This window comes from Reyranella sp. (assembly GCF_004297405.1).
Taxonomy (GTDB): Bacteria; Pseudomonadota; Alphaproteobacteria; order Reyranellales; family Reyranellaceae; genus Reyranella.
On sequence record NZ_SCVC01000032.1, the window covers coordinates 76,205 to 98,103 of the forward strand.

General features: G+C 65.6%; 19 protein-coding genes. 7 read left to right on the forward strand and 12 right to left on the reverse strand.

Annotated elements, in window-relative coordinates; all coding sequences use genetic code 11:
• Position 1: 1 nt before the first annotated feature.
• The 7 genes from EPO50_RS20410 to EPO50_RS20440 are packed head-to-tail and all read right to left on the reverse strand — an operon-like array spanning position 2 to position 7,940.
• Positions 2-1,519 (reverse strand): ABC transporter substrate-binding protein, encoded by a 1,518-nt coding sequence (locus EPO50_RS20410; protein ID WP_296346907.1) that lies wholly within the window; start codon positions 1,517-1,519, stop codon positions 2-4.
• Positions 1,516-2,592, reverse strand: a complete 1,077-nt coding sequence (locus tag EPO50_RS20415; protein WP_296346909.1) for an ABC transporter ATP-binding protein — start codon at positions 2,590-2,592, stop codon at positions 1,516-1,518. Before EPO50_RS20415 ends, EPO50_RS20410 begins: the two co-directional genes overlap by 4 nt.
• Positions 2,589-3,572 (reverse strand): ABC transporter ATP-binding protein, encoded by a 984-nt coding sequence (locus EPO50_RS20420; protein WP_296346911.1) that lies wholly within the window; start codon positions 3,570-3,572, stop codon positions 2,589-2,591. Before EPO50_RS20420 ends, EPO50_RS20415 begins: the two co-directional genes overlap by 4 nt.
• The gene (locus tag EPO50_RS20425; protein WP_296346913.1) at positions 3,569-4,282 is read right to left on the reverse strand and encodes a DUF1028 domain-containing protein; all 714 of its coding nucleotides are present in this window, start codon (positions 4,280-4,282) and stop codon (positions 3,569-3,571) included. Before EPO50_RS20425 ends, EPO50_RS20420 begins: the two co-directional genes overlap by 4 nt.
• Before the next feature lie 6 nt (positions 4,283-4,288).
• On the reverse strand, positions 4,289-6,094 hold the full coding sequence (locus EPO50_RS20430) for a gamma-glutamyltransferase family protein (RefSeq protein ID WP_296346915.1): 1,806 nt from the start codon (positions 6,092-6,094) through the stop codon (positions 4,289-4,291).
• A gap of 52 nt (positions 6,095-6,146) precedes the next feature.
• A complete protein-coding gene (locus EPO50_RS20435) occupies positions 6,147-7,034 on the reverse strand; it encodes a folate-binding protein (RefSeq protein WP_296346917.1) in 888 nt (295 codons plus the stop codon).
• Positions 7,035-7,091: 57 nt separating this feature from the next.
• Positions 7,092-7,940 (reverse strand): TauD/TfdA family dioxygenase, encoded by an 849-nt coding sequence (locus tag EPO50_RS20440; protein ID WP_296346919.1) that lies wholly within the window; start codon positions 7,938-7,940, stop codon positions 7,092-7,094.
• Positions 7,941-8,031: 91 nt separating this feature from the next.
• On the opposite strand from EPO50_RS20440, the gene EPO50_RS20445 reads away from it, so the two are divergent.
• Positions 8,032-8,790 (forward strand): helix-turn-helix domain-containing protein, encoded by a 759-nt coding sequence (locus EPO50_RS20445; protein ID WP_296346921.1) that lies wholly within the window; start codon positions 8,032-8,034, stop codon positions 8,788-8,790.
• Between the two features lie 79 nt (positions 8,791-8,869).
• Positions 8,870-9,862, forward strand: a complete 993-nt coding sequence (locus EPO50_RS20450) for an MDR family oxidoreductase (protein ID WP_296346924.1) — start codon at positions 8,870-8,872, stop codon at positions 9,860-9,862.
• A 9-nt stretch (positions 9,863-9,871) separates the two neighbouring features.
• On the opposite strand, the gene EPO50_RS20455 is transcribed toward EPO50_RS20450, so the two are convergent.
• Positions 9,872-10,864: a tripartite tricarboxylate transporter substrate binding protein gene (locus tag EPO50_RS20455; RefSeq protein ID WP_296346926.1), complete on the reverse strand. Its 993-nt coding sequence runs from the start codon at positions 10,862-10,864 to the stop codon at positions 9,872-9,874.
• A gap of 184 nt (positions 10,865-11,048) precedes the next feature.
• Here EPO50_RS20455 and EPO50_RS20460 point away from each other — a divergent pair, with 184 nt between their 5' ends.
• From EPO50_RS20460 to EPO50_RS20470, 3 genes are read left to right on the forward strand one after another with little or no spacing between them, the layout of a single operon-like run.
• Positions 11,049-12,371 (forward strand): aspartate aminotransferase family protein, encoded by a 1,323-nt coding sequence (locus EPO50_RS20460; RefSeq protein ID WP_296346927.1) that lies wholly within the window; start codon positions 11,049-11,051, stop codon positions 12,369-12,371.
• Positions 12,372-12,395: 24 nt separating this feature from the next.
• Positions 12,396-13,031 (forward strand): LysE family translocator, encoded by a 636-nt coding sequence (locus EPO50_RS20465; protein ID WP_296346931.1) that lies wholly within the window; start codon positions 12,396-12,398, stop codon positions 13,029-13,031.
• 55 nt (positions 13,032-13,086) lie between these two features.
• Positions 13,087-14,499: a phosphatidylserine/phosphatidylglycerophosphate/cardiolipin synthase family protein gene (locus tag EPO50_RS20470; RefSeq protein WP_296346933.1), complete on the forward strand. Its 1,413-nt coding sequence runs from the start codon at positions 13,087-13,089 to the stop codon at positions 14,497-14,499.
• Here the strand turns inward: EPO50_RS20470 and EPO50_RS20475 are convergent.
• Together EPO50_RS20475 and EPO50_RS20480 are read right to left on the reverse strand one after the other, a co-directional pair.
• The gene (locus tag EPO50_RS20475) at positions 14,490-15,161 is read right to left on the reverse strand and encodes an endonuclease/exonuclease/phosphatase family protein (RefSeq protein ID WP_296346935.1); all 672 of its coding nucleotides are present in this window, start codon (positions 15,159-15,161) and stop codon (positions 14,490-14,492) included. The genes EPO50_RS20470 and EPO50_RS20475 overlap by 10 nt on opposite strands.
• Positions 15,162-15,168: 7 nt before the next feature.
• Entirely contained in the window at positions 15,169-16,971 is a 1,803-nt protein-coding gene (locus EPO50_RS20480; RefSeq protein WP_296346937.1) for a cation:proton antiporter, read from the reverse strand.
• A 76-nt stretch (positions 16,972-17,047) separates the two neighbouring features.
• On the opposite strand from EPO50_RS20480, the gene denD reads away from it, so the two are divergent.
• The gene (denD, locus tag EPO50_RS20485; RefSeq protein ID WP_296346939.1) at positions 17,048-18,049 is read left to right on the forward strand and encodes a D-erythronate dehydrogenase; all 1,002 of its coding nucleotides are present in this window, start codon (positions 17,048-17,050) and stop codon (positions 18,047-18,049) included.
• A gap of 3 nt (positions 18,050-18,052) precedes the next feature.
• Here denD and EPO50_RS20490 read toward each other — a convergent pair whose 3' ends face one another.
• Positions 18,053-18,859 carry a class I SAM-dependent methyltransferase gene (locus EPO50_RS20490; RefSeq protein ID WP_296346941.1) on the reverse strand — a complete coding sequence of 269 codons (807 nt, stop codon included), beginning with the start codon at positions 18,857-18,859 and terminating at the stop codon, positions 18,053-18,055.
• 107 nt (positions 18,860-18,966) lie between these two features.
• On the opposite strand from EPO50_RS20490, the gene EPO50_RS20495 reads away from it, so the two are divergent.
• The gene (locus EPO50_RS20495) at positions 18,967-20,316 is read left to right on the forward strand and encodes a hypothetical protein (protein ID WP_296346943.1); all 1,350 of its coding nucleotides are present in this window, start codon (positions 18,967-18,969) and stop codon (positions 20,314-20,316) included.
• Positions 20,317-20,325: 9 nt separating this feature from the next.
• Here EPO50_RS20495 and EPO50_RS20500 read toward each other — a convergent pair whose 3' ends face one another.
• Positions 20,326-21,876 (reverse strand): acyl-CoA carboxylase subunit beta, encoded by a 1,551-nt coding sequence (locus EPO50_RS20500; protein WP_296346944.1) that lies wholly within the window; start codon positions 21,874-21,876, stop codon positions 20,326-20,328.
• Positions 21,877-21,899 lie beyond the last annotated feature (23 nt).

The window sequence follows — 21,899 nt, forward strand, 5'->3', positions numbered from 1 at the left end:
CCTACTTGAGCTTGACGCCGATGACGCGGATCAGCCCGTCGGGGAGCTGCTTGTAGCCCTCGACCTTGTCGGTCAGCGCGACCAGCACGCGGCGGTGATAGAGATACTTGATCGAGCCTTCGGCCAGGTACTTCTTGGCGACGTTCTCGTAGATCTTCTTCCGCTCGGCCGGATCGCTCTTGATGCGCGCCTCCTTGTGCCAGGCGTCGACATCCTTGTCGCAATAGCCGGAGTTGTTCTGCGGCGCACCACAGGTCTGGAAGATGTAGGAGTTGCCGTCGGGATCGCTGCGGCCCGACCAGCCGATCAGGTAGAGCTGATAGTCGCCGTCCTCCGCCTGCTTCAGCGATGTCGCGAATTCGGTGACGCGCAGCTTCAGGTCGAAGCCGGTCTCGGCGACCATCGACTGCAACACCTCGGCGACCTGCCGCGTCTCGGGATTGTTGGGCACCATCAGGTCGAGCGACATGCGGCCGGTGACGCCCGCTTCCTTGAGCAGCGCCTTGGCCTTGGCGACGTCGCGCTTCGGCACCGGCAGGGACTGCTGATAATAGAAGTTGGTCGGGTTGATCCACTGGTTGCCGACCACGAACTCGCCGTTGAACACGACTTGGTTCAGCGCCTCGCGGTCCATGCTGAGCTCGAAGGCCTGGCGCACCCGGGCGTCCTTGGCCAGCGGTGTGTTGGCCTTGGGACCGTTCGACAGGTTGATGGTGAGGCCCTGGTAGCCGAGTTCGACGGCCGTGATCAGCTTGAGCTTGGGGTTATCGCGCACCGTCTTGATGTCGGTTGCCAGCACGCGCTCGATCATGTCGAGGCCACCGGAGCGCAGGTTCGCCAGCCGCACCGTCGAATCGACGATCGGGAGGTAGGTGATCTTGTCGATGAAGATCTGATCCTTGTTCCAGTAGTCGGCGAACTTCTCGACCACGATACGGTCCTGCTGGACCCTTTCGACGAACTTGTAGGGGCCGGCGCAGACGGGCTTGAGGCCGAACTTGTCGCCGGCGGCTTCGGCGGCCTTGGGCGAGACCATCATGCCGGCGCGATCGGTGAGCTGGGCGAGCAGCGGCGAGAAGGGCGCCTTCAGCTTCAGCTTGATGGTCGTGGGGTCGGCGATCTCGATCGCCTCGACCGACGCCAGCTCGGGCTTGCGGAACGAGCCCTTCATGTTGAGGTGACGTTCGAGGCTGTACTTCGCCGCGGCGGCGTCGAAAGCCTCGCCGTCATGGAACTTCACGCCGGGCCTGAGCTTGATGGTGACAGTGAGACCGTCGGCCGATGTCTCGTGGCTGGTGGCAAGCTGCGGCACGATGTTCAGCTTCTCGTCGATGTCGAAGAGCTTGTCGCAGATCGACGAGAAGACGATGCGGCCGACATAGGTGCGCGCCAGGGTCGGATCGAGCACGTCGGGGTCTTCGGCCAGCCCGATGCGCAGGTTGGACTGGGCGGCCGCCCCCGAGAGGGCGACGCCCGAAAAGGCTGCCGCCAGTATCAGGCGGCGGATTGTCTTGATCATGTTGCCTCCGTTTGAGCAGTGACGAAGGCCGCCTGCAGGCGGGCCAGTCGGATGCGGTCTTGGTCTTGGCTCGCTGCCTCGACGATCGAGGACGCGGGCGGGAACTCCAGCCACCAGGGGCAGGCCGTCGAATGTCCGCTGCCGTCGTCGGCCAACTCGGGCACGTCGCGACGACAGAACTCCTTTACGAAGCGGCAGCGCGTGTGGAAGCGGCAGCCAGCCGGCGGGTTCATGGCGCTCGGGATATCGCCTTCCAGCAAGGTCCGCTCGCGCGTCGCGGTAGGATCGGGCAATGGCACGGCTGCCAGCAGGGCGCGTGTATAGGGATGGCGCGGGCTGCGGAACAATTCGTCCGTCGTTGCCGTCTCCACGATCTTGCCGAGGTACATTACGGCGATCCGGTCGGCGATATGCTTCACGACCGCGAGATCGTGGCTGATGAAGACATAGGCGAGACCAAACCGGTCCTGCAGCGACCGCATCAGGTTGATGACCTGTGCCTGGATCGAGACGTCGAGCGCCGACACCGGCTCGTCGGCCACGATCAGCTTGGGTTCGACGGCAAGGGCGCGGGCAATCGCCAGGCGCTGGCGCTGGCCGCCGGAGAATTCATGCGGATAGCGCCGGGCATGGTCGGGGCGAAGCCCCACCAGGTCGAGCAATTCGCCCACGCGCGCACGCCGCGCCGCCTCGGACTTGGCAAGCCCGTGCAGCATCAGCGGTTCGCCCAGCATGGCGCCCACCGTCATGCGCGGATTGAGCGAGGCGTAGGGGTCCTGAAAGATCACCTGCATGCGCTGACGGCGCGCCCGCATCTGCGATTCGGAAAGCGCCAGCAGATCCTCGCCCTCGAAGCGCACGCTGCCGGCTGTCGGTTCGAGCAGCCGCAGGACCAGGCGTCCGACCGTCGACTTGCCGCAGCCCGACTCGCCGACGATGGCCAGCGTCTCGCCGGCGTTCAGGTGGAAATCGATACCGTCGACGGCCTGGACGTGGCCTGAGACGAAGCCGAAGGCGCCGCGCTTCACTGGGAAGTGCTTGGCGAGACCTTGGACTTCGAGCAGGGCGCTCACGCGGCCATCCGGGAGAGCGGCGCGCGTCGGCAACGCGACAGGTGTCCTGGCGCAACCTCGACCAGTACCGGCGCCGTCGTGCGGCACTCGGGTTCGACGAACGGACAACGGGCCGCGAAACGACAGCCCGGCGGTGGCCGGCTCATGTCGGGCACGCGCCCCTCGATCGAGGGCAGGCGCTCGCGCTTCTCGTCGAGACGCGGGATCGAACCCAGGAGGCCCACCGTGTAGGGATGCTCGGGCCGGGCGAACAGGTCACGCACGGCGGCGCGCTCGACGATCTGGCCGGCGTACATGACCGCCACATCGTCGGCCATCTCCGCCACGACACCGAGGTCGTGCGTAATCAGGACGATCGCCGTACCGGTGTCGCGACGAAGCCCGCGCATCAGGTCGAGGATCTGCGCCTGGATGGTGACATCGAGCGCCGTCGTCGGTTCGTCGGCGATCAGGAGCTGCGGCCCGCAGGCCAAGGCCATGGCGATCATGGCGCGCTGGCGCATACCGCCCGACAGCTTATGCGGATAGTCGTCTACGCGTTTCTCGGGCGAGGGGATGCGCACCAGCTTCAGCATGTCGATGGCGCGCGTGCGGGCCGCCGCCGCGTCGAGGCCTTGATGGCGCTGGATCGCCTCGATGATCTGATCGCCGATCGTGTAGGCAGGATTGAGCGACGTCATCGGCTCCTGAAAGATCATCGCCAGCCGCGCCCCGCGCAGATCGCGCATGAGGTGCGGCTCGAGGGTCAGCAGGTTACGGCCCTCGAAGACGATCTCGCCTCGAACCTTCGAATTTTCCGGCGGCAGCAATCCCATGATGGCGAGAGACGTCACGCTCTTGCCGCATCCCGATTCGCCCACCAGACCCAGCGTCCGACCTCGACCCAGAGCCAGATCGAGGCCGTCGACGGCGTGAACGGTGCCGTCGTCCGTAGCGAAGTCGACGGCCAGGCCGCGCAGTTCGAGGAGCGGCTCGTTCATCTGCGTTCGGCCGCCAGGCTCCTTGCGATACCGGCATCGATCTCGGCGCGGTCGAAAATGCCGGCTGGGTTCTCGCGCGTGGGCACGAAGGCGCGGAAGTGCGTCCAGCGCTCGCGGCTCACTTCTTCCAGCCTCTCCAGTTCCTGCAGCGGCTCGGTATGGTCGTCGACGCGGAGATCGAGTTCGGAATAGTCCTGGTTGCCGTAGATGACGAGTGCCGCCGACTGCTTGCCGCGCTTGTCACCTCCGGCCGCCTCGCCGGCTTTCATGGCGGCGATCAAGCGACGCGGCAGCGGCAGGTCATGCCGCTCGCGCATCGTGCGCACCGTTTCGGCGACCACCTGCGGGCCGGCCAGCATGTTGCCAGCGACCGACATGTTCTCCCCGATCCAGTGGCCGCACCACGGCACGCACTCGGCGCCGGTATGGGCGGCGAACTTGCCGTCGGCGCCCATGACGTGGAGCTGGCGATGGTCGCGGCCAGCGTCGGGCGTCGTGAGGATACGCACGATGTCGGCGGCGCCGACATTCTCGCGAATCAGCCGAAGGCCATGCGGCCCGTAGAGCGGATTGGTCAGCGCCTGAGTGCAGACCGCGCCCTTCTGGGGCGCGATGTTGGGCACGCGGGCGCCGACGGCGAAGAACTTGGTGGCCACCGCGATTGCGATGCGGCCGCTGTCCTTCTCGTGGAAAATGATCGACCAGGTCATGTCGGATCAGCGGCCTGCCGCGTAGCCCTGCATGCCGCGCGGGTTGGCCGCCGCCTTGCGCCACGGGTCCTCGCGGGTCGCGGCGGTGAGCCGGCCTTCCGACCATTCGTCGTTCACTTCGACCTCGTGGCCGCGCTTCTTCAGCTCGGCGACAGTCTCCTTCGGGATGCGGCCTTCCAGCACCAGCACGCCGGGCCGCGCAGTGCGTGGCCAGAAGGAGGAGGGGAAGTGCTCGCTGTGCCAGGCTGGCGCATCGATCGCCTCCTGCAGGTTCATGTCGCAATGGACATGGCGCAGGAACATCTGGGTGATCCACTGATCCTGCTGGTCGCCACCCGGCGAACCCCAGACCATGTACGGCTTGCCGTCGCGATGAGCGAGGGTGGGCGTCAGCGTGCTGCGCGGCCGCTTGCCCGGCGCCAGCGAACCCGGCAGGCCTTCCTCGAGCCAGAACATCTGGCCACGCGTGCCCAGCGGGAAGCCGAGTTCGGGGATGACCGGCGAGCTCTGCAGCCAACCGCCCGACGGCGTGGCCGAGATCATGTTGCCGTCCTTGTCGATGATGTCGAAATGCACCGTATCGCCGGTGGTCTGGCCGATACGGCCGACGGTGGGTTCGCCGGCGCCGCTTGCTGCCACGCCCGCGCGGGAGCCGTCAGCACGGCGCAGCTTCACCACGCCGCCATAGCCGTCGACCTTGCCGGGCCGTTGCTCCAACGAGGCATGTGCCGGATCGACCAGCTTGCGGCGATCCTCGTTGTAGGCGTCCGAGAGCAGGGTCTGCATCGGCACGTCGACGAAGGCGGGATCGCCGTAGAATGCCTCGCGGTCGGCATAGGCGAGCTTCAGGCATTCGACTTGCAGATGAATGAAGTCCGGGCTGGTCGGATCCATGCCGTCGAGATCGAAGCCCTTGAGCAGGGCGAGCTGCTGCAGGACCACCGGGCCCTGCGTCCAGGACGCCGCCTTGCAAACCGTGTACCGACCGTAATCGTAGGTGAGCGGTGCCTCGACCGTGGCCTGCCACTTGGCCATGTCCTGGCCCGTGAGCACGCCCTTGTTCGCTTTGCCGGAGACGTCCATCACCTCCTGGGTACGGCAGAACTTGTCGATCGCTTCGGCGACGAAACCCTGGTTCCACGCCTTGCGAGCGCGTTCGATCTCGGCTTCGCGACCGCCGCCCCCTGCTTCGGCTTCTTTGAGGATACGGGCATAGCTGTTGCCCAGAGTGACGTTGCGGAAGAGCGAGGCCGGCGCCGGCACCTTGTCACCCGGCAGGAAGACGGCCGCCGACGTTTTCCAGTGATTGCGGAACTGGTCGGCCACCGTGGCAATGGTGGCGCAGGCGCGTTCGACGATGGGATGGCCGTTCAGCCAATAGCCGATCGCGGGCGAGAGCACGTCGCTGAGCCGCATGGTGCCGTAGTCGCGCAGGATCAGCATGTAGGCATCGAACGTGCCGGGAATGCAGGCGGGCAGCAGGCCCGTGCCGGGAATGAGGTCGAGCCCCAGGCTCTTATAGTGGGCGATGGTGGCACCAGCGGGCATCGGTCCCTGTCCGCAGACGACCTCGGTCTTGCCGCGCCGCACATCGTGCAGGATCAACGGGGCATCGCCACCGGGACCACAGAGATGCGGCTCGACGACCTGCAGCGTGAAGGCCGTCGCGACCGCAGCGTCGAAGGCGTTGCCGCCCTTCTCGAGAATGCCCATCCCGACCGCGGTCGCAATCCAATGCGTCGACGTGACGACGCCGAAGGTGCCGACGATCTCCGGCCGCGTGGTGAACGGATTGGGATTGATGAGTTTCACGGGGCGATCTCCTAACGCGCAAACGCGGGGGAGACCTTAGGCCCCGTGACGCTCAACCGCTAGGGGCGGCCGGTTCAGGCAAGCGCATCCAGGGCGGGATTTCGGGCGTCACGCGGGCATCGCCGACCGTTAAAGCGCCACCACCGCGTGCGGCTTCGACCTTGAGCAGCGCCAGAGCACGATCGCCGCTGCCGGAGCGCAACTCGCCCACTTCTTCGCCGTCGAGGAGGACAGGCGCGCCAGGCTCGGGCAGCGCGCCCTCGACCTTCACCGGAAACAGGCGCTTCCGGATCAGGGCGCGATACTTGGTGCGGGCCGTCAGCTCCTGGCCCATGTAGCAGCCCTTTTTCCAGTCGACTCCGTTCAACTCGTCGAAGCCATTCTCCAGCAGGAGGGCCTTCTCGACGGTGAGGTCGCGGCTGCCGTCCGGCACGCCGAGAGCGAGCCGCAACGAGTCGTAGGCAGCCAGCGGCGCTTCGGCGAAGCCGCGTGCGGCGAGCAGAGCGGCCGCCTGCCCGGCCGGCGCAATCACGCGCACGCCCAGTCCCTCGAGTCGCGGATCGATGAAGGAGACGGCGCTACTGTCGAGGCCGAGCGCCTTCGACGCGTCGTCGCCAAATGCCACGGCGATCTCCATCGTCGCGCTACGGTCCTCAACGGTCGCCTTGGAGCGCAAAGTGTACATCTTGAGCTTCTTGGCCAGTGCCGCGGCACGCTCGCGCTCGGTCTCCAGCAGAAGCGTCGCGCCGCCTGCGTCGGCCACGAACATGTCGTTCAGGAAGCGGCCTTGCGGCGTGAGCAGGGCGGCCCAGATCGCTTGTCCGGGCGCCACCTTGGTCGTGTCGTTGGAGATCAACCCCTGCAGGAATTCGACCCGGTCGGCGCCGGAGACGGCGATGACGCTGCGATGCGGCAGGAGGCAAAAGGTTGAACCGGTCATGGGCTCAAGATGTGGGGCTCCACGACCGGCTTGGCAAGCTGGATCAAGCGGGCTGGGTCAACCGGCTTGCGCGGCCCGATAAAACGGCTTGTCGCCACACACCGTGACGCGATGGCCATAACGGCGGTGGGGGAAGTAATCGAACATCGCGTGATGCTGCGTGCAGCGGTTGTCCCAGAACGCCACCGAGTTCGGCTGCCACTTGAAGCGGCAATGGAACTCCGGTGTCTCGACGTGGCGGTAGAGCATTTCGAGGAGCGCGTCGCTCTCGTGCTTCCTGAGCTGCGGAATGCGCAGGGTGAAGCCACGGCTGACGTAGAGGCCCTGCCGGCCGGTTACCGGATGGGTACGGACGATCGGATGCTCGGCATTGGGGAACTGCATCTCGTCGCGGTCCGTCGCCTTGGCTCGATAGTAGTGTGCCTTGGTGCTGTCGTGCAGCGCCGTCAGGCCCTGCAGCATCTTCTTCATCGGCTCGGAGAGCGTTTCGTAGGCGCGGTACATGTTGGCGAAGATCGTGTCGCCGGCGCCGTCGGGCGGCACCTCGGTGAGATAGAGGATCGAGCCCATCGGCGGCTCGGGGTCGCACGAAACGTCGGAATGCCATTCCTCGCCCGCCACGTGCCTGGATTTCTCGTCGGCCTTGATGACCAGGATCTCGGGGTGTTCCGCGAAGGTGATCGGTGCATTGGGATGAACATGCAGCGGCCCGAAGCGGCGGCCGAAATCCTTGTGCTGATCGATGCTGAGCTTCTGGTCGCGGAAGAAGATCACCAGATTGTCCATCAGTGCATCGTGCACTTCTTGGAACTGCTGATTGCCGAGCGGCTGGGAGAGGTCGACACCGTGGATCTCGGCGCCGATGGTCGGCGTGATCTTGCGTACCTCGATCGTCTGATAGGCCATTAGGGTTCCTCCTGACGGCAACGGTACGCCTCTCCGCGATCGGGGCGCGGGCAAAGTCGACGAAGTCCGCATTACGGACTAGAGTCCCGCCATGGCGTCTCCACCCGTCATCGAACCCGTTCGGCGCAGCTTCGTGCTGTTGGAGGCACTCAGCCGGCGCCGCACCTCGACAGTCTCGGTGCTGATCGAAGAGACCGGGTTGCCACGACCAACCGTGGTGCGCCTGCTGCACACGTTGATGGCAGTAGGTTATGCCGCCCGCGTGTCGCGCGAGCAGGGCTATCGCCTGACCGACAGAGTGCTGGGTCTTTCCGGCTCGATCCGCTTCATCGATCATCTGGTCGACGCCTCCATTCCGCATATGAGCCGCTTCACTGCCGATCATGGCTGGCCGCTCTATCTCGCGACAATGAGTTACGGCGCGATCACCATCCGCCATTCGACGGCGCCCGAGAGCCCGATGTCGTTCGAGAGCGCAGCGCTGAATTCACGCCGCTCGGTGCTGCAGAGCGCGGTCGGCCGTGTCTGGCTGGCCTTCTGCAGCGACGAGGAACGGCGGACCGTCCTGCGTGACCTCGGTGGTCTCGGGCCGCGCCGTCAGGCGGCGCTCGATGCCGCCCTCCTGCACATCCGAAGTGCCGGGCACGCTTTCACACCGCTCAATCCACGGACCCGTTTGAATGGCATGGCGGTGCCCATTCGACATCGTCAACGCATGCTGGGCTGCCTCTCCATGCGCTTTCCCCATTCGGCAATGAGCGAAGAAGAGGCCGCTGCCCGCTTCGGCAAACAGCTCCCGCTGCTTGCCCGATCGATCGCGGCCGATGTCGTCGGCCGGCGGCCCGATTAGTCGCGAGGCGAAACCGTCGGGGGTCGCGATACTGGCCGCAGCTTGCTAGAAGCCCTGCGTATCTTATGCAGGAGTTCCCATGACATTCCGCGCGCTCGTCCTGAACCAGGGTGCCGACCGCAAGGTGACTGGCGCCGTCGAGACCCTTCCCGAGGAGAAGTTGCCCGCGGGTGACGTCACGGTCGCGGTCGACTACTCGACATTGAACTACAAGGACGGACTGGTCCTGACGACGGGTGGCGGGTTGGTGAAGACTTGGCCGCATGTCGGCGGCATCGACTTCGCGGGAACGGTCGAGGCGTCGGACAATGCCGGCTTCAAGGCCGGCGACAAGGTTGTCCTCAACGGCTGGCGCGTCGGCGAGCTGCACTGGGGCGGCTATGCGACCAAGGCGCGCGTGAAAGGTGACTGGCTGGTCAAGTTGCCGGCCGCGATTTCGTCCAAGCGTGCCATGGCGATCGGCACGGCGGGCTATACCTCCATGCTCTGCGTGATGGCGCTCGAGAAGCACGGCATCAAGCCGGCGTCCGGCGAGATCCTGGTGACGGGCGCCGCTGGCGGTGTCGGCTCGGTCGCCGTCGCGATCCTGGCCAAGCTTGGCTACAACGTGGTCGCCGCAACCGGCCGGCCGCAGGAAGGCGACTATCTGAAGTCGCTAGGCGCGACGACGATCCTGGACCGCAAGGAGCTCACCGAAGCGCCCGACCGGCCGCTGCTGTCGGAGCGTTTCGCCGGTGTCGTCGACACGGTGTCGGGTGTGATGTTCGCCAAGGCGCTGGCCCAGGTGAAGTACGGCGGCGCGGCCGCGGTTTGCGGTCTGGCTGCTGGGCCGTCGTTCCCCGGCTCGATCCTGCCCTTCATCCTGCGCAGCGTCTCGGTCTATGGCATCGATTCGGTGATGCTGCCCAAGGGCCCGCGCGAGGAAGCGTGGAAGCGGCTCGGTGCCGATCTGCCGCTCGACAAGCTCGACAGCACGGTGAGCGAGGCGGGCCTCTCCGACCTGATGGCGCTGGGGCCGAAGATCCTCAAGGGCGAGGTCCGCGGCCGCGTGGTGGTCGACGTCAGCAAGTAGCCGGCGTCGCTAGTCCAGCTTGAGATTGGCGGTGCGGATGATCTCTCGCCAATCCGCGGTCTCACGCTGGATCAGGGCCGCAAAGGCGGCCGGGTTGAGATCGGGCGCTTCGAAGCCCAGGGTCCGGTAGCGTTCCACTACTTCGGGCGCGGCGAGTGCCGTCGCAAGATCGGCGGCAATCTTGTCACTCAGCGCCGGCGACACGCTGCGCGGCGCGAACAGTCCGGCCCAGCCAGTGACCTCGTAACCGCGTGTGGTCGGCGATTCAGCAGTACACGGCACATTGGGGTAGAGCGGGTCGCGCGCCGGGGCGGCGAGGGCGATGAAGCGGATCTTGCCCGATTGCGCCATGCCCCCGGCACTTGCCGCGCTGCCCAGCGCCCAATGAACCTCCTTGGTCGCCACGGCATTGTAGAGCTGGCCGAAGTCGCGATAGGGCACGTGGGTCATTTGTATGTCCATCATCGCCTGCAGGCGAAGCGCGCCGAGATGCCCCGGACTGCCGATGAACCACGATCCATAGTTGATCTTGCCTGGCGCTGCTTTCGCGGCCGCGACGATATCGTCGATGCTGTTGAACGGGCTGTCGGTTGCCACGGCGACGAAGAAGGGCGTGCGCAGCATCATGCGCAGCGGTGCGAAGTCGCTGGCCACATCGTAAGGCAGCTTGCCGAACGTCTGCGGGTGAGTCGTGACATGGGTATTGTCGAGCTGGATCAGGTCGTGGCCATCGCCGCCGCCCTGTTTGAAGGCAGCCACCGCAATGAAGCCGTTGCCGCCAGGTTTGTTGTCGATGACGACCGGCTGGGCCCAGGTCCTTGCCAGCCGGTCGGACACCAGCCGAAGGGCCGCATCCGGCCCGGCACCGGGCGGGAAGGGTGTCACGATTCGGACTGATCGCGTTGGATAGGCTTGCGCCCGAACGCCGCTGGCAGTGGTACCGAAAAGCGCAGCTGAGCCCGCGCCGGCGAGAAGTCCCAAAGTGCGGCGTCGGCCGATCATCGTCGCCTCCCTGCTGCGCGCGGCAGTGAGATTCGTACGCGGCTACACTCGTTGCAGGACGAAAGCTATCGCGGCCCCAAAAATCCTCAAAGGAGAATTAGCCGGCTGCGTAGTTGCCGGCCGGAACAAGTGATAGGGTCGCTGCCATTCACTTTGCCGTCCAATCTACGCTGAAGGTATGCCCATGACGCCGTCGAACACCGCGCCCGCCAACAATCTCGACGCCTTCTTCATGCCGTTCACGGCGAATCGGCAGTTCAAGAAGAACCCGCGCATGCTGGCCAAGGCGAAGGGTGTTCACTACTGGACGCCCGAAGGCCGCAAGATCATCGACGGCACGGCCGGCCTGTGGTGCGTGAACGCCGGTCACGGCCGCGAGGAGATCAAGGCAGCGATCGCCAAGCAGCTCGACGAGATGGATTACGCGCCCTCCTTCCAGATGGGCCATCCCAAGGCCTTCGAGCTGGCGGCGCGCCACGCCGCTCTGCTGCCGGGCGACCTGAACCACGCCTTCTATTGCAACTCCGGCTCCGAAGCCGTGGACTCCGCGCTCAAGATCGCGCTGGCCTTCCAGCGCGCCCGGGGTGAAGGCACCCGTACGCGCTTCGTAGGCCGCGAGCGCGGCTATCACGGCGTCGGCTTCGGCGGCATCTCGGTCGGCGGCATGGTCAACAACCGCAAATGGTTCGGCGCCATGCTGCCGGGTGTCGATCACCTGCCGCACACCCATCTGCCGCAGAACGCCTTTGCCAAGGGCCAGCCCGAGCACGGCGCGGAACTCGCCGACGAGCTCGAGAAGATTGTCGGCCTGCACGATGCTTCGAACATCGCCGCCGTCATCGTCGAGCCCTGCGCCGGTTCGACCGGCTACCTGCCGCCGCCCAAGGGCTATCTGCAGCGCCTGCGCCAGATCTGTGACAAGCACGGCATCCTGCTGATTTTCGACGAAGTCATCACGGGCTTCGGTCGTCTCGGCACCGGCTTCGCCGCCGAGAAGTTCGGCGTCATTCCCGATCTGATGACGGTGGCCAAGGGCATCTCCAACGCCACGGTGCCGATGGGCGGCGTGTTCGTGCGCAAGCACGTGTTCGACGGCCTGATGAACGGGCCGGAGAGCGCCATCGACCTGTTTCATGGCTATACCTACTCAGCCCACCCGCTGGCCTGCGCTGCTGCCTCGGCCGTTCTCGACATCTATCGTGACGAGAACCTGTTCGAGCGGTCGGCCGAACTCTCGCCCTATTGGGAAGAGGGCGTGCACTCGCTCAAGGGCCTGCCGAATGTCACCGACATCCGCAATCTCGGTCTGGCGGCTGGCATCGATCTCGCGCCCAAGGGCGCGGTCGGGACCCGCGGCTACGAGGCTTTCGTCAAGGCCTTCGAGCTCGGCCTGATGGTGCGCCAGTCGGGCGACGCCATCGCCATGTCGCCGCCGCTGGTGATCGAGAAGGCTCAGATCGACGAGATCATCGACATCACGGCCAAGACCATCAAGGCGGTCGCCTAAGACCGCCTCCCTCCGGAGGATGCAATGGTCTCGCTGACGGCCCTGGCAGCATTCGGCGCGGTGGCGCTCGGCATGGTGCTGACGCCCGGACCGAACATGGCCTATCTCGTGTCACGTTCGATCTGCCAGGGACGAACCGCCGGCTTGATCTCGCTGGTGGGCGTCGCGCTGGGCTTCGTCACCTACATGCTGCTGGCGGCCTTCGGCATCACGGCGCTCGTCTTCGCGGTGCCCTATGCTTATGACGCACTGCGCCTGGCGGGCGCGGCCTACCTCGGCTGGCTCGCCTGGAATGCCCTGAAGCCGGGCGGTCGCTCGCCCTTCGAGGTGCGCGACCTGCCACCCGATTCGCCGCGCCGGCTGTTCGCGATGGGGCTGCTGACCAATCTCCTGAATCCGAAGATAGCAGCCCTTTACCTGTCGCTGCTGCCACAGTTCGTCGATGCGGGGCAGGGCGACGTGCTCGGTCAGACCCTGTTGCTGGGCACGACCCAGATAGCCATCAGCGTTACCGTGAATGCCTTGATCGTACTGGCGGCCGGATCGGTGGCTGGTTTCCTCGCCGGCCGGCCGCTGTGGATGGCGGTGCAGCGCTGGCTGATGGGAACGGTTCTGGCCGTGCTCGCCGTGCGCATGGCATTCGACACGGGGCGCCGCTAAAACGCTTCCATGGGCCGCCGCCTGGGATGCCGGCCTGAAGGGCAGGGCAGGGCGCGTGACTCTTGATGATGGGCTAGCGGCGTTGGTCGGAACGGCAGCGGTGGCGGCGCATATTGCCATCGCGGGTTCGGTCACGGTCCACGCGCTTCTCTACAAACGCAATGTCGGTGCGGCCGTCTCCTGGATCGGCATTGCCTGGCTGTCGCCATTCCTGGGCGGCCTGCTTTACGCGATCATGGGCGTGAACCGGGTCAAGCGGCGTGCCCAGCGGTTGCGGCGTGATCGCCTTCCGCCCACGGCGGGTAGTTCCGCAGCGGCTATGGCGGTCGATCCTCTATCGCCGCTCGAGTTCGCTGTCGGCCGCCTGACCGGGCTTCCCTCTGTGCCCGGCAATACGATCGAGATGCTGCGTAGCGGCGATGAAGCCTATCCGCGCATGTTGCAGGAGATCGCCCGGGCGCAGAGGAGTATCGGCCTCTGCAGTTATATCTTTCGGGCCGACGAAGCCGGCGAACAGTTCCATCAGGCGTTGATCGAGGCACGGCAGCGTGGAGTCGAAGTGCGCGTGCTGATCGATGGTGTCGGCGGCGGCTATTTCTGGTCAGGCACCTACCAGCACCTCAAGAAAGCCGGCGTGCCGGTCGCGCGATTCCTGCATTCGTACTTTCCTTGGCAGATGCCGTTCGTGAACCTGCGCAATCACCGCAAGGTGCTGGTGATCGACGGGTGTGTGGCCTTCACCGGTGGCCTCAACATCGGCGCCGAGAACGTCGAAGCGGGAAAGCCGTTACACCTGGTACGCGACACTCACTTTCGCATCGAAGGGCCCGTCGTCGAGCAGCTCACTGACACCTTTGCCGACGACTGGTTGTTCACCACGGGCGAGCAGCTCGTCTCCAAGGCATGGTTCCCCAAACCGGAGGCCATAGGTGGCGTCACGGCGCGCGTGGTCAACTCCGGGCCCGACGAGGACATGGAGCAGATCGAATTCGTGGCGCTGCATGCGATCTCCTGCGCGCGTCGATCGATCCGTGTGGTGACTCCCTACTTCTTGCCACCGGAACCTCTCACCATGGCTCTGGGGCTGGCCGCCATGCGCGGCATCGAGGTCGACATCCTGCTGCCGGAGAATTCCAATCACGCGATCCTCGACTGGGCCCGGCGCGTGCCGCTCAGGCCACTTGTCGAGGCGGGTTGCCGTGTCTGGCTGCTGCCTGCGCCGTTCGACCATTCCAAGCTGATGACGATCGACGAGTCCTGGTCGATGATCGGCAGTGCCAACTGGGACACGCGCAGCTTCCGTCTGAACTTCGAGCTGAACGTCGAGCTGCACGATGCCGCCTTTGCGCGCCGCATCATCGAGGCGACGGTGCCGCAACGGCAGTTGACGATAGACGAGATCGACGGCGACCGGTTGTTCATTCGCCTGCGCAACAGCGCGGCGCGCCTGCTCCAGCCTTATCTGTAGAAGCGCCGCAGCCGATCCTTGCGTGGTTTGCGCGCCGCCGCCGTCGTGATGTTGCTGTCGGCGAGATCGAGTTCGAGCCGGATCGGGCGATGATCGGACGGACCGAAGTCCAGCGCATAGGAGGAGCGGCAAACCAGACCATGCGCCAGGCAGCGGTCGAGTCGGAACGGCATCACGTTGCTGGCAAGGTGCGTGGGCTCGCGTGGGCCGACATCGGTGAAGCCCGGCAGGAGCACCGGGCCGACAGCATTGTAATCACCAATGATCGCCGAGGGGCGTCCCTGCAGGGCCGTTGCGATGCGCGCAAGCTGACGTCGGTTCAGAAGCTGGCCGTGCGACAGGTGGACATTGGCAAAGGTGATCTCGCCCACCTGCACGATCTGCGCGCGTCGGCGCGGCAGGCGGCCGGGCAACCGCGACGCCGGCAGAGAGAGCGCCGTCGGTCGCGGGAAATGATGCGGGCTCCAGACGGCCAGCCCGTGGATGCGGCCCAGCCAGGAAAGCCTGTGGAAGTGACCACCCACCAAGCTGGGCAGCTCCTCGATGTGCTTGGTCGCCTCCTGCATAAGGAACAGGTCGGGCTTCTCCCGGCGCGCTAGTTCAGCAACGTCCTCGACTGCCGCGCCCGTCAGGCGCAGCAGGTTCCAGCTTATGACTTTCACAGGCCGCTCACGGTTTGGCGGCCCTGTCGCGGCGGGCGCGGCGGATCTGCTCGGTCATCGAGGCGGTGCCGCCGGCCGCAGCCTGCAGCTCGTGCCTCACCAGTTCGCGGCGCTCGTGGATCGAAGCGATGACCAGCCCCATTGGCACGCCGAGGCCGACCAGGGCGGATTCTGCCAGTTGCAGGCTCGCTTCGATGGTCTCCGGCACCGTGTCGGTGACAGCGAGTGTGTAAAGATGCCGGGCGTGCTGGGCGTCGTGAGCGCGGGCCACGATCATCACGTCGGGTCGACGGGAGCGCACTGCGCGAACCACGTCGTCGACTGCGGCGGTATCGATCGTGACGATCACACCCACCGCCTCGTCGATGCCGCAACGCTGCAGGAAGAGCGGATTGGAGGCATCACCGAAATAGACCGGGCGGCCAAGCTTGCGCCAGCGCTCGACCCGCGGCGCGTCGCGATCGGCAGCGACATAGGCGATCTCATGCTTGTCGAGCATGTCGCAGACGAGCTGTCCGACCCGACCGTGGCCCACGACGATCACCCGCTTGGCATGATCGTCTGGCGGCAGTGCAGTTGCTGGCGCTCCGTTGGCGATTTCGTCGGCGACACGCTGGGCGGCGCGCCGCGCGAACAGGGAAACGAAGGGCAGGGTGCCCATGGTCAGTGATACGACGGCCAGCACGCCCGCCGAGACGCCACTATCGATCAGCCCGTAGGTCGTGGCGAGCCCGATGCCGATGAAGGCGAACTCGCCGCCCGGGGCCAGCAGCAGGCTGGTTTCCACGCTTGCCGCCCAGGGCACGCCAAACAGCCGGCAGAGCGGCGCCAGCAGGAGCGACTTGGCTATCATCATCGTCACAAAGCCGCCCACCACGAGGAGCGGTTCGCGCCAGATGAAGCTCAGATCGATGTGCATGCCGACGGAAAAGAAGAAGACACCGAGCAGCAGGCCACGGAACGGGTCGATCATCGCCTCGACGGCGCGGCGATACTCCGTCTCGGCCAGGAGGAGGCCGGCGATAAAGGCGCCGAGCGCCATCGACAGGCCGGCATAGGCGGCGATGACCCCCGAGCCGACGGCGATCAGGAGGGTCGCCGCCATGAAGAATTCCGGATTGTCCGTCGAAGCGGCGAGGCGGAACAGCGGCTTCAGGATCACGCGCCCGACCAGGGCGATGATGCCAACGGCCACGACGGCCTCGAGCAGTGCGATGACGATGCCCTGGGCAACATTGCCTTCCGAATGACCCCCCAATGCGCTGATCAGGAACAGGAGGGGCACGACCGCGAGGTCCTGCGCCAGCAGGATGGCGAAGCTCGTTCGGCCGGTGGTCGACATCATACGTCGTTGCCCGGACAGCAGCTCCATCACGATCGCCGTCGAGGAGAGCGCCAGGCAGGCGCCGATAATCAGCGCCGCATCCGGTGGTTGGCCGAGCCACAGAGCGACCAGGCTGATGGCCAGGGTCGAGATGAAGCATTGCAGACCGCCCAGGCCGAACACCAGTCGGCGCATGGTGATCAGGCGGCGCATCGAGAGTTCGAGGCCGATGAAGAAGAGCAGGAAGACAATGCCTAGATCGGCGATGAAGGCGATCTGCCGTTCGCCGGTCACCGTCAGCCAGGCAATTGCCTGGGAATGTTCGGCCAGCCGGCCAAGTCCGAAAGGGCCTAGGGCCGCGCCGACGACAAGGAAACCGAGGACGGGGCTGATCTTGAGACGGTGAACGACCGGTGCCACGACGGCTGCGGTGCCCAAGACGATGAGCGCATCCTTGAATGCGAAGATTTCACTGGGCCCTGCCATTGTCTGCAAACATAGACTGCGGGTGGCGATCTGTGCACACTTTCCTCGACGCAGATCGATATCGGGATGAAACGACATGAAGGTGGTAATCACCGGCGGCGCAGGCTTCCTCGGCAAGAAGCTGGCTCGGCGAATCCTGCAACAGGGAGAAATCGAAGGTCCCTCGGGGCGGCCCGAGAAGGTGAGCGAACTGCTGCTGTTCGACGTCGCCAAGGCAAGTGGACCCGGGCTCGACGATCCCCGCGTCAAGGCACTGGACGGCGACATTTCGAATTTCGCTACGGTGCAGTCGATCATGCAGGGCGCGGCCACCGTGTTCCATTTTGCCGCAGTCGTCAGCGCCGGTGCCGAAGCCGACTTCGACCTCGGCTATCGGGTCAATCTCGACGGCACGCGCAACGTGCTCGAAGCCTGCCGTGCACTCGGCACCAATCCGCGCGTCGTCTTCACGAGTTCGCTGGCGGCGTTTGGCGGCGACTTGCCGCCGGCGGTCACCGACGACACGCCACTGACACCGCAGACCTCCTACGGGGCGCAGAAGTCGATCGGCGAATTCCTCGTGCGCGACTACACCCGCAAGGGCTTCCTGCGCGGCACCGCGGTGCGGCTGCCGACCATCTGCGTACGCACTGGCCTGCCCAATAAGGCGGCCTCGACCTGGGCCAGTTCGGTCGTGCGTGAGCCGCTGACCGGCGTCGACGTCGTCTGCCCGGTCACGCCGGAGACGATCATGGTCGTGCTGAGCCCGCGCAAGACCGTGGATGCGTTCATGCGTCTGCACGATCTCTCGCCCGATGCCTTCGGTCCCGGTCGCACCCTGCTGCTGAATGGCATCAACGTCACGGCCAGGGATCTCGAACAGGCGGTCGGCCGTCATGCTGGCAATCGCAAGGTCGGCGAGGTGACGTGGCAGCACGATCCGGCGGTTCAGAAGATCTGCGACGGCTGGCCTCAAGGTATCGATTCGGCGCGTTCACGCAGGCTCGGCTTCGAAACCGACAAGGACCTCGACGAGGTCGTGCGCAACTTCATCGCCGACGACCTCGAGGAGCAGATGAAGATTGCGAAGCCGGCGTAACTCCTAGCCGCGCAGCATCCGCCACCCGTTCTGCAGGTGGCGCAGGGGCCCCCAGACATGGCGGGTCCGCATCATGTGCCAGCGTTGCGGCTCGTTGTCGGGGCCGGCGATGGCGCCGGCATCCTCGACATAGTCTGTGATGCCGACCGCATCGGTGTCCCACGGTCCGGTCGTCTTGAAGATCGTCGTCTTGGCGCCGTAGCCGGAGAGGGTACGCGACATGCCCGACGCCATGAAATCCATGTAGCGCGGTAGGCTCTCGGGGCGGCAGAGATAGCCCTTGTTGAAGCCGACGGCGAGCAGGCGGAAATGGAAGGGATTCTTCTCGAGGTAGCGGATCACTTCCGTCGTGTTGGCCGGATAGCGCGGCGAGAAGAAGTCGTCGATCACCACGATACCGTCGGTGTTGACGATGCGGTTGGCGAACTCGAGTTCGCGGTAGACCGCCGTGCCGGTGTGCTCGCCGTCGATATGGAACCAGCGCACCGTCTGGTGCATCGCCTGCAGGTCGAGCTTGGCCGGCAGGTCGGCCGAGGGACCGGAGAGGGGCACGATATTCTCGGGCCTTGCTCCGACCGATTCGATCGAGCGGCGCACCGCCGGCTCGTCGAGCCTGAGGTCGCACAGATAGAGCTTCTCGTTGCCCTTGCGGTAGGCCGCCAGAACCGACGCCGAACGGCCGCGCCACACGCCGATCTCGAACAGATCGCCGGCGGTGCCGGCCTGTTGGTCGAGCAGGGCGCGCCAGACGCAGTAGGACTGGAACATGAACCAGCCCGGAATGGCGTCGATTTTCTCCCAATTGAGCATCGTCGATCCTCGTTTGCGGCGCCTTGCTAACAGTGCCCCCTCGCTGCCGCAAGCCGTCAACGCTTGCACCCGTGGCAACCGTCCTGTAGAGCCCCGAACGCCGGAAAATGCCAACAACTACAATCGCGTACAGGACCACTGTCGGTCTGCTCTGGACTCTTGTGCTCTGGCATAGCTGGGAGTGCCGGGGGCTGTTCGTCGACGGATCGGCATTCCTCGTGCAGATTGCTCGCCGCGAGTGGTTCTTCGACTTCTACGGGCCGCGGCTCTACGCAATGGTTCTGGGGCAGCTCCCGGCCATCATCGCGCTCTTCCTGGGGGTCACCGACCTCCATCTCCTGGCCAAGCTCCTGTCGCTTGGGCTCCTGGCCCTGCCGACCGCTTTTTACCACATCGCCCTGACACGGGTGCGGCATGACCCGGTCCTGTTGGCTGCCGTCATGGCCGTGATCGGCGTTGTCTTCATGACGACGTCCTTCTTCATCGTCGGCGAATACAACACCGCTTTTGCCGTCGTGATCGCCGTCACCGTACGGCTGATGACGGCGGAGCGGCTGACGGTGACTGACGGCGCGTTTCTGTTCGCGGCCGGCGTGCTGAGCTTCCGTACTTATGAAGTGATGATCTATTGCGGCCCGCTGGTCGCCTTGATGATCGCCTGGTGTATTCGTCGCGCGCCGGAGCGGCCCCGATTCGCCACGACGCTGCACATCCTCGCGACCTTGCTGTTTCTCGGCGGTACCGTCGTCGCTGCCGACTCGCTCATTTACCCGTTTTCGCAGGATCATCTCAGCAAGACGGCCGCGACGGTGCTCAACGCCTGGCAGAACGTGCAGTTCGACCTGACCTTGCTCGCGGCACTCGTGATCGTCATCTGGGCAATCGTCCGGCCGGCCGATCTCTCAACACCTAAACCTTACCTATTTGCCGCCTTCTTCTTGGTGCTGCTGGTCTTCTCGCCGCTGCTGATGCTCACCGACACGTTGGTGCGGCCACATGCCAAGTCGCAGTACGTGGCGCGCAGCATGGCGGGCCTGGTGGTCGCTACGATCGCCGTGCTCATCTGGATCTATAAATCACCCCTGGCCGACAGGATCGCCGCGTTCCGGGAACTGCGGCGGCCGGAAGCGGCCCGCCGGCTGATGGGCTTCGGCTTGCTGATGGTTCTCGCCGTGGTGCCTACTGATGCGTTCTTGACCTTGGAGTGGCGCAACTACCTCCAGACGGTACGCACGATCGTGCGGGAACAGAGCGGCGTCATTGCCTATGAGAACACGCCGCTTGCCAAGCCGCCGTTGGATCTTCTGGTCGAGCCCTGGATCCTGCCCAGCCAGAGCCTGGTGCTGCGCTCCAAGCGCGGCGACGGCATCATCGCGCCGCCGAACAATTTCGATAGCTGGCAACCCTTCCCGCCGGCCAAGCCCTATCCACTCGGCCCCTTCATCTGGCGGGATTGAGGTGCGGCTCTAGGGCCGCATCCACATCGACGAGCGGCCCGACCCGCGTACGGGAGCAGCCAGTTCGACGAACTCGCAGAGGACCTGGCGCGTGTCGCGCGGATCGATGATCTCCTCGATCCAGAAGCTCTCGGCGCTGCGGAACGGCGAACGCAGCTTGTTCAGCCGATCCTCGATCTCTTCCATCTTGGCCTTGCGGTCGGGCGCGGCGTCGAGATCGGCGCGATAGGCGGCTTCAATACCGCCTTCGAGCGGCAGCGAGCCCCAGCGGCCCGACGGCCAGGCATAGCGCCAGTTGAGACGCGAGCCGTTCTGGTGGGCAGCGCCTGCCACGCCGAAGGCGTTGCGGATGATGAAGGTGCACCAGGGCACGGTCGACTGGAACATCGCCGACATGGTGCGCACGCCCTGGCGGATGACGCCGCTCTTCTCGGCCTCGAGGCCGATCAGGAAGCCGGGGCAATCGCAGAAGTAGACGACCGGCAAATGGAAGGTCTCGGCAAGGTCGACGAAGCGCGCGACCTTCTGGCAAGCGTCGGCCGTCCAGCCGCCGCCATAGAACATCGGGTCGCTCGCCATCACGGCCACCGGCCAGCCATCGACACGCGCGAGGCCGGTGACGACCGAGCGGCCGTAGAGCTTGCCCATTTCGAAGAAGCTGCCCTTGTCGACGATCTTCTCGACGATTGGGCGGATGCGATAGACCTTGCGGATGTCGCGCGGGATGGCCTCGAACAGCGACTCCTCGCGACGCTTCGGATCGTCGGTCTGCGTCCCGCGTGCCGGGGCTTCGTCGACCGAGGAGGGCATGTAGGACAGGAAGCGTCGGGCACAGGCAAAGGCCTCGTCCTCGCTGTCGGCAGCTTCATCGATCGCGCCGGCGCGTAACTGGATTTCCCAACCACCGAGTTCCTGCTTGTCGAACTGCTTGGGGCTCAGCCGATTTACGACCGGCGGTCCGGCGACGAACATCGCCGACACTTCCTTCACCATCACCGAAAAGTGCGTGGCGGCAAGCCGCGCGGCGCCGAGCCCGGCCACCGAGCCGAGGCCCAGACCGACCGTCGGCACCGTGCCCATGTTCTGCACAACCCATTCCCAGCCGCGCACGCCCGGCACGTTGGCACGGCCCGTGGTCTCGATGGTCTTCACCGAACCGCCGCCGCCCGAGCCTTCGATCATGCGCACCAGCGGCACACGATACTGGTTGGCGAAGCGCTCGATGAAGATGTCCTTTTCCTTGATCGTCGCGTCGGCCGAGCCGCCGCGCACGGTGAAGTCGTCGCCGGTGACGGCCACGGGACGGCCGTCGATGCGGGCCCGGCCCATGACGGCATTGGCGGGCGTGAGGTCGACGAGATCGTTGCGGCCGTCATATTCGGCCTTGCCGGCGACGCTGCCGATCTCCCGGAAGGAGCCGTCATCGACCAGCCGGTCGATGCGCTCGCGCACGGTCAGGCGGCCGCCGTCGTGCTGGCGCTTCACCTTGTCGGCGCCGCCCATGCGCTTCGTCATTTCCTGACGCCGCCGCAGCTCGTCCATTTCGGGTTGCCAGCTCATGTCCTGCGTTCCCTTCGTTCGTC

Bases quoted from the DNA above. Each gene is read 5' to 3' on its own strand.
- EPO50_RS20410 (WP_296346907.1), bottom strand. From the start codon at position 1,519: ATGATCAAGACAATCCGCCGCCTGATACTGGCGGCAGCCTTTTCGGGC.
- EPO50_RS20480 (WP_296346937.1), bottom strand. From the start codon at position 16,971: ATGGCAGGGCCCAGTGAAATCTTCGCATTCAAGGATGCGCTCATCGTC.
- EPO50_RS20495 (WP_296346943.1), top strand. From the start codon at position 18,967: ATGCCAACAACTACAATCGCGTACAGGACCACTGTCGGTCTGCTCTGG.
- EPO50_RS20425 (WP_296346913.1), bottom strand. From the start codon at position 4,282: ATGACCTGGTCGATCATTTTCCACGAGAAGGACAGCGGCCGCATCGCA.
- EPO50_RS20455 (WP_296346926.1), bottom strand. From the start codon at position 10,864: ATGATCGGCCGACGCCGCACTTTGGGACTTCTCGCCGGCGCGGGCTCA.
- EPO50_RS20460 (WP_296346927.1), top strand. From the start codon at position 11,049: ATGACGCCGTCGAACACCGCGCCCGCCAACAATCTCGACGCCTTCTTC.
- EPO50_RS20500 (WP_296346944.1), bottom strand. From the start codon at position 21,876: ATGAGCTGGCAACCCGAAATGGACGAGCTGCGGCGGCGTCAGGAAATG.
- EPO50_RS20450 (WP_296346924.1), top strand. From the start codon at position 8,870: ATGACATTCCGCGCGCTCGTCCTGAACCAGGGTGCCGACCGCAAGGTG.
- denD (WP_296346939.1), top strand. From the start codon at position 17,048: ATGAAGGTGGTAATCACCGGCGGCGCAGGCTTCCTCGGCAAGAAGCTG.
- EPO50_RS20445 (WP_296346921.1), top strand. From the start codon at position 8,032: ATGGCGTCTCCACCCGTCATCGAACCCGTTCGGCGCAGCTTCGTGCTG.
- EPO50_RS20420 (WP_296346911.1), bottom strand. From the start codon at position 3,572: ATGAACGAGCCGCTCCTCGAACTGCGCGGCCTGGCCGTCGACTTCGCT.
- EPO50_RS20465 (WP_296346931.1), top strand. From the start codon at position 12,396: ATGGTCTCGCTGACGGCCCTGGCAGCATTCGGCGCGGTGGCGCTCGGC.
- EPO50_RS20490 (WP_296346941.1), bottom strand. From the start codon at position 18,859: ATGCTCAATTGGGAGAAAATCGACGCCATTCCGGGCTGGTTCATGTTC.
- EPO50_RS20435 (WP_296346917.1), bottom strand. From the start codon at position 7,034: ATGACCGGTTCAACCTTTTGCCTCCTGCCGCATCGCAGCGTCATCGCC.
- EPO50_RS20440 (WP_296346919.1), bottom strand. From the start codon at position 7,940: ATGGCCTATCAGACGATCGAGGTACGCAAGATCACGCCGACCATCGGC.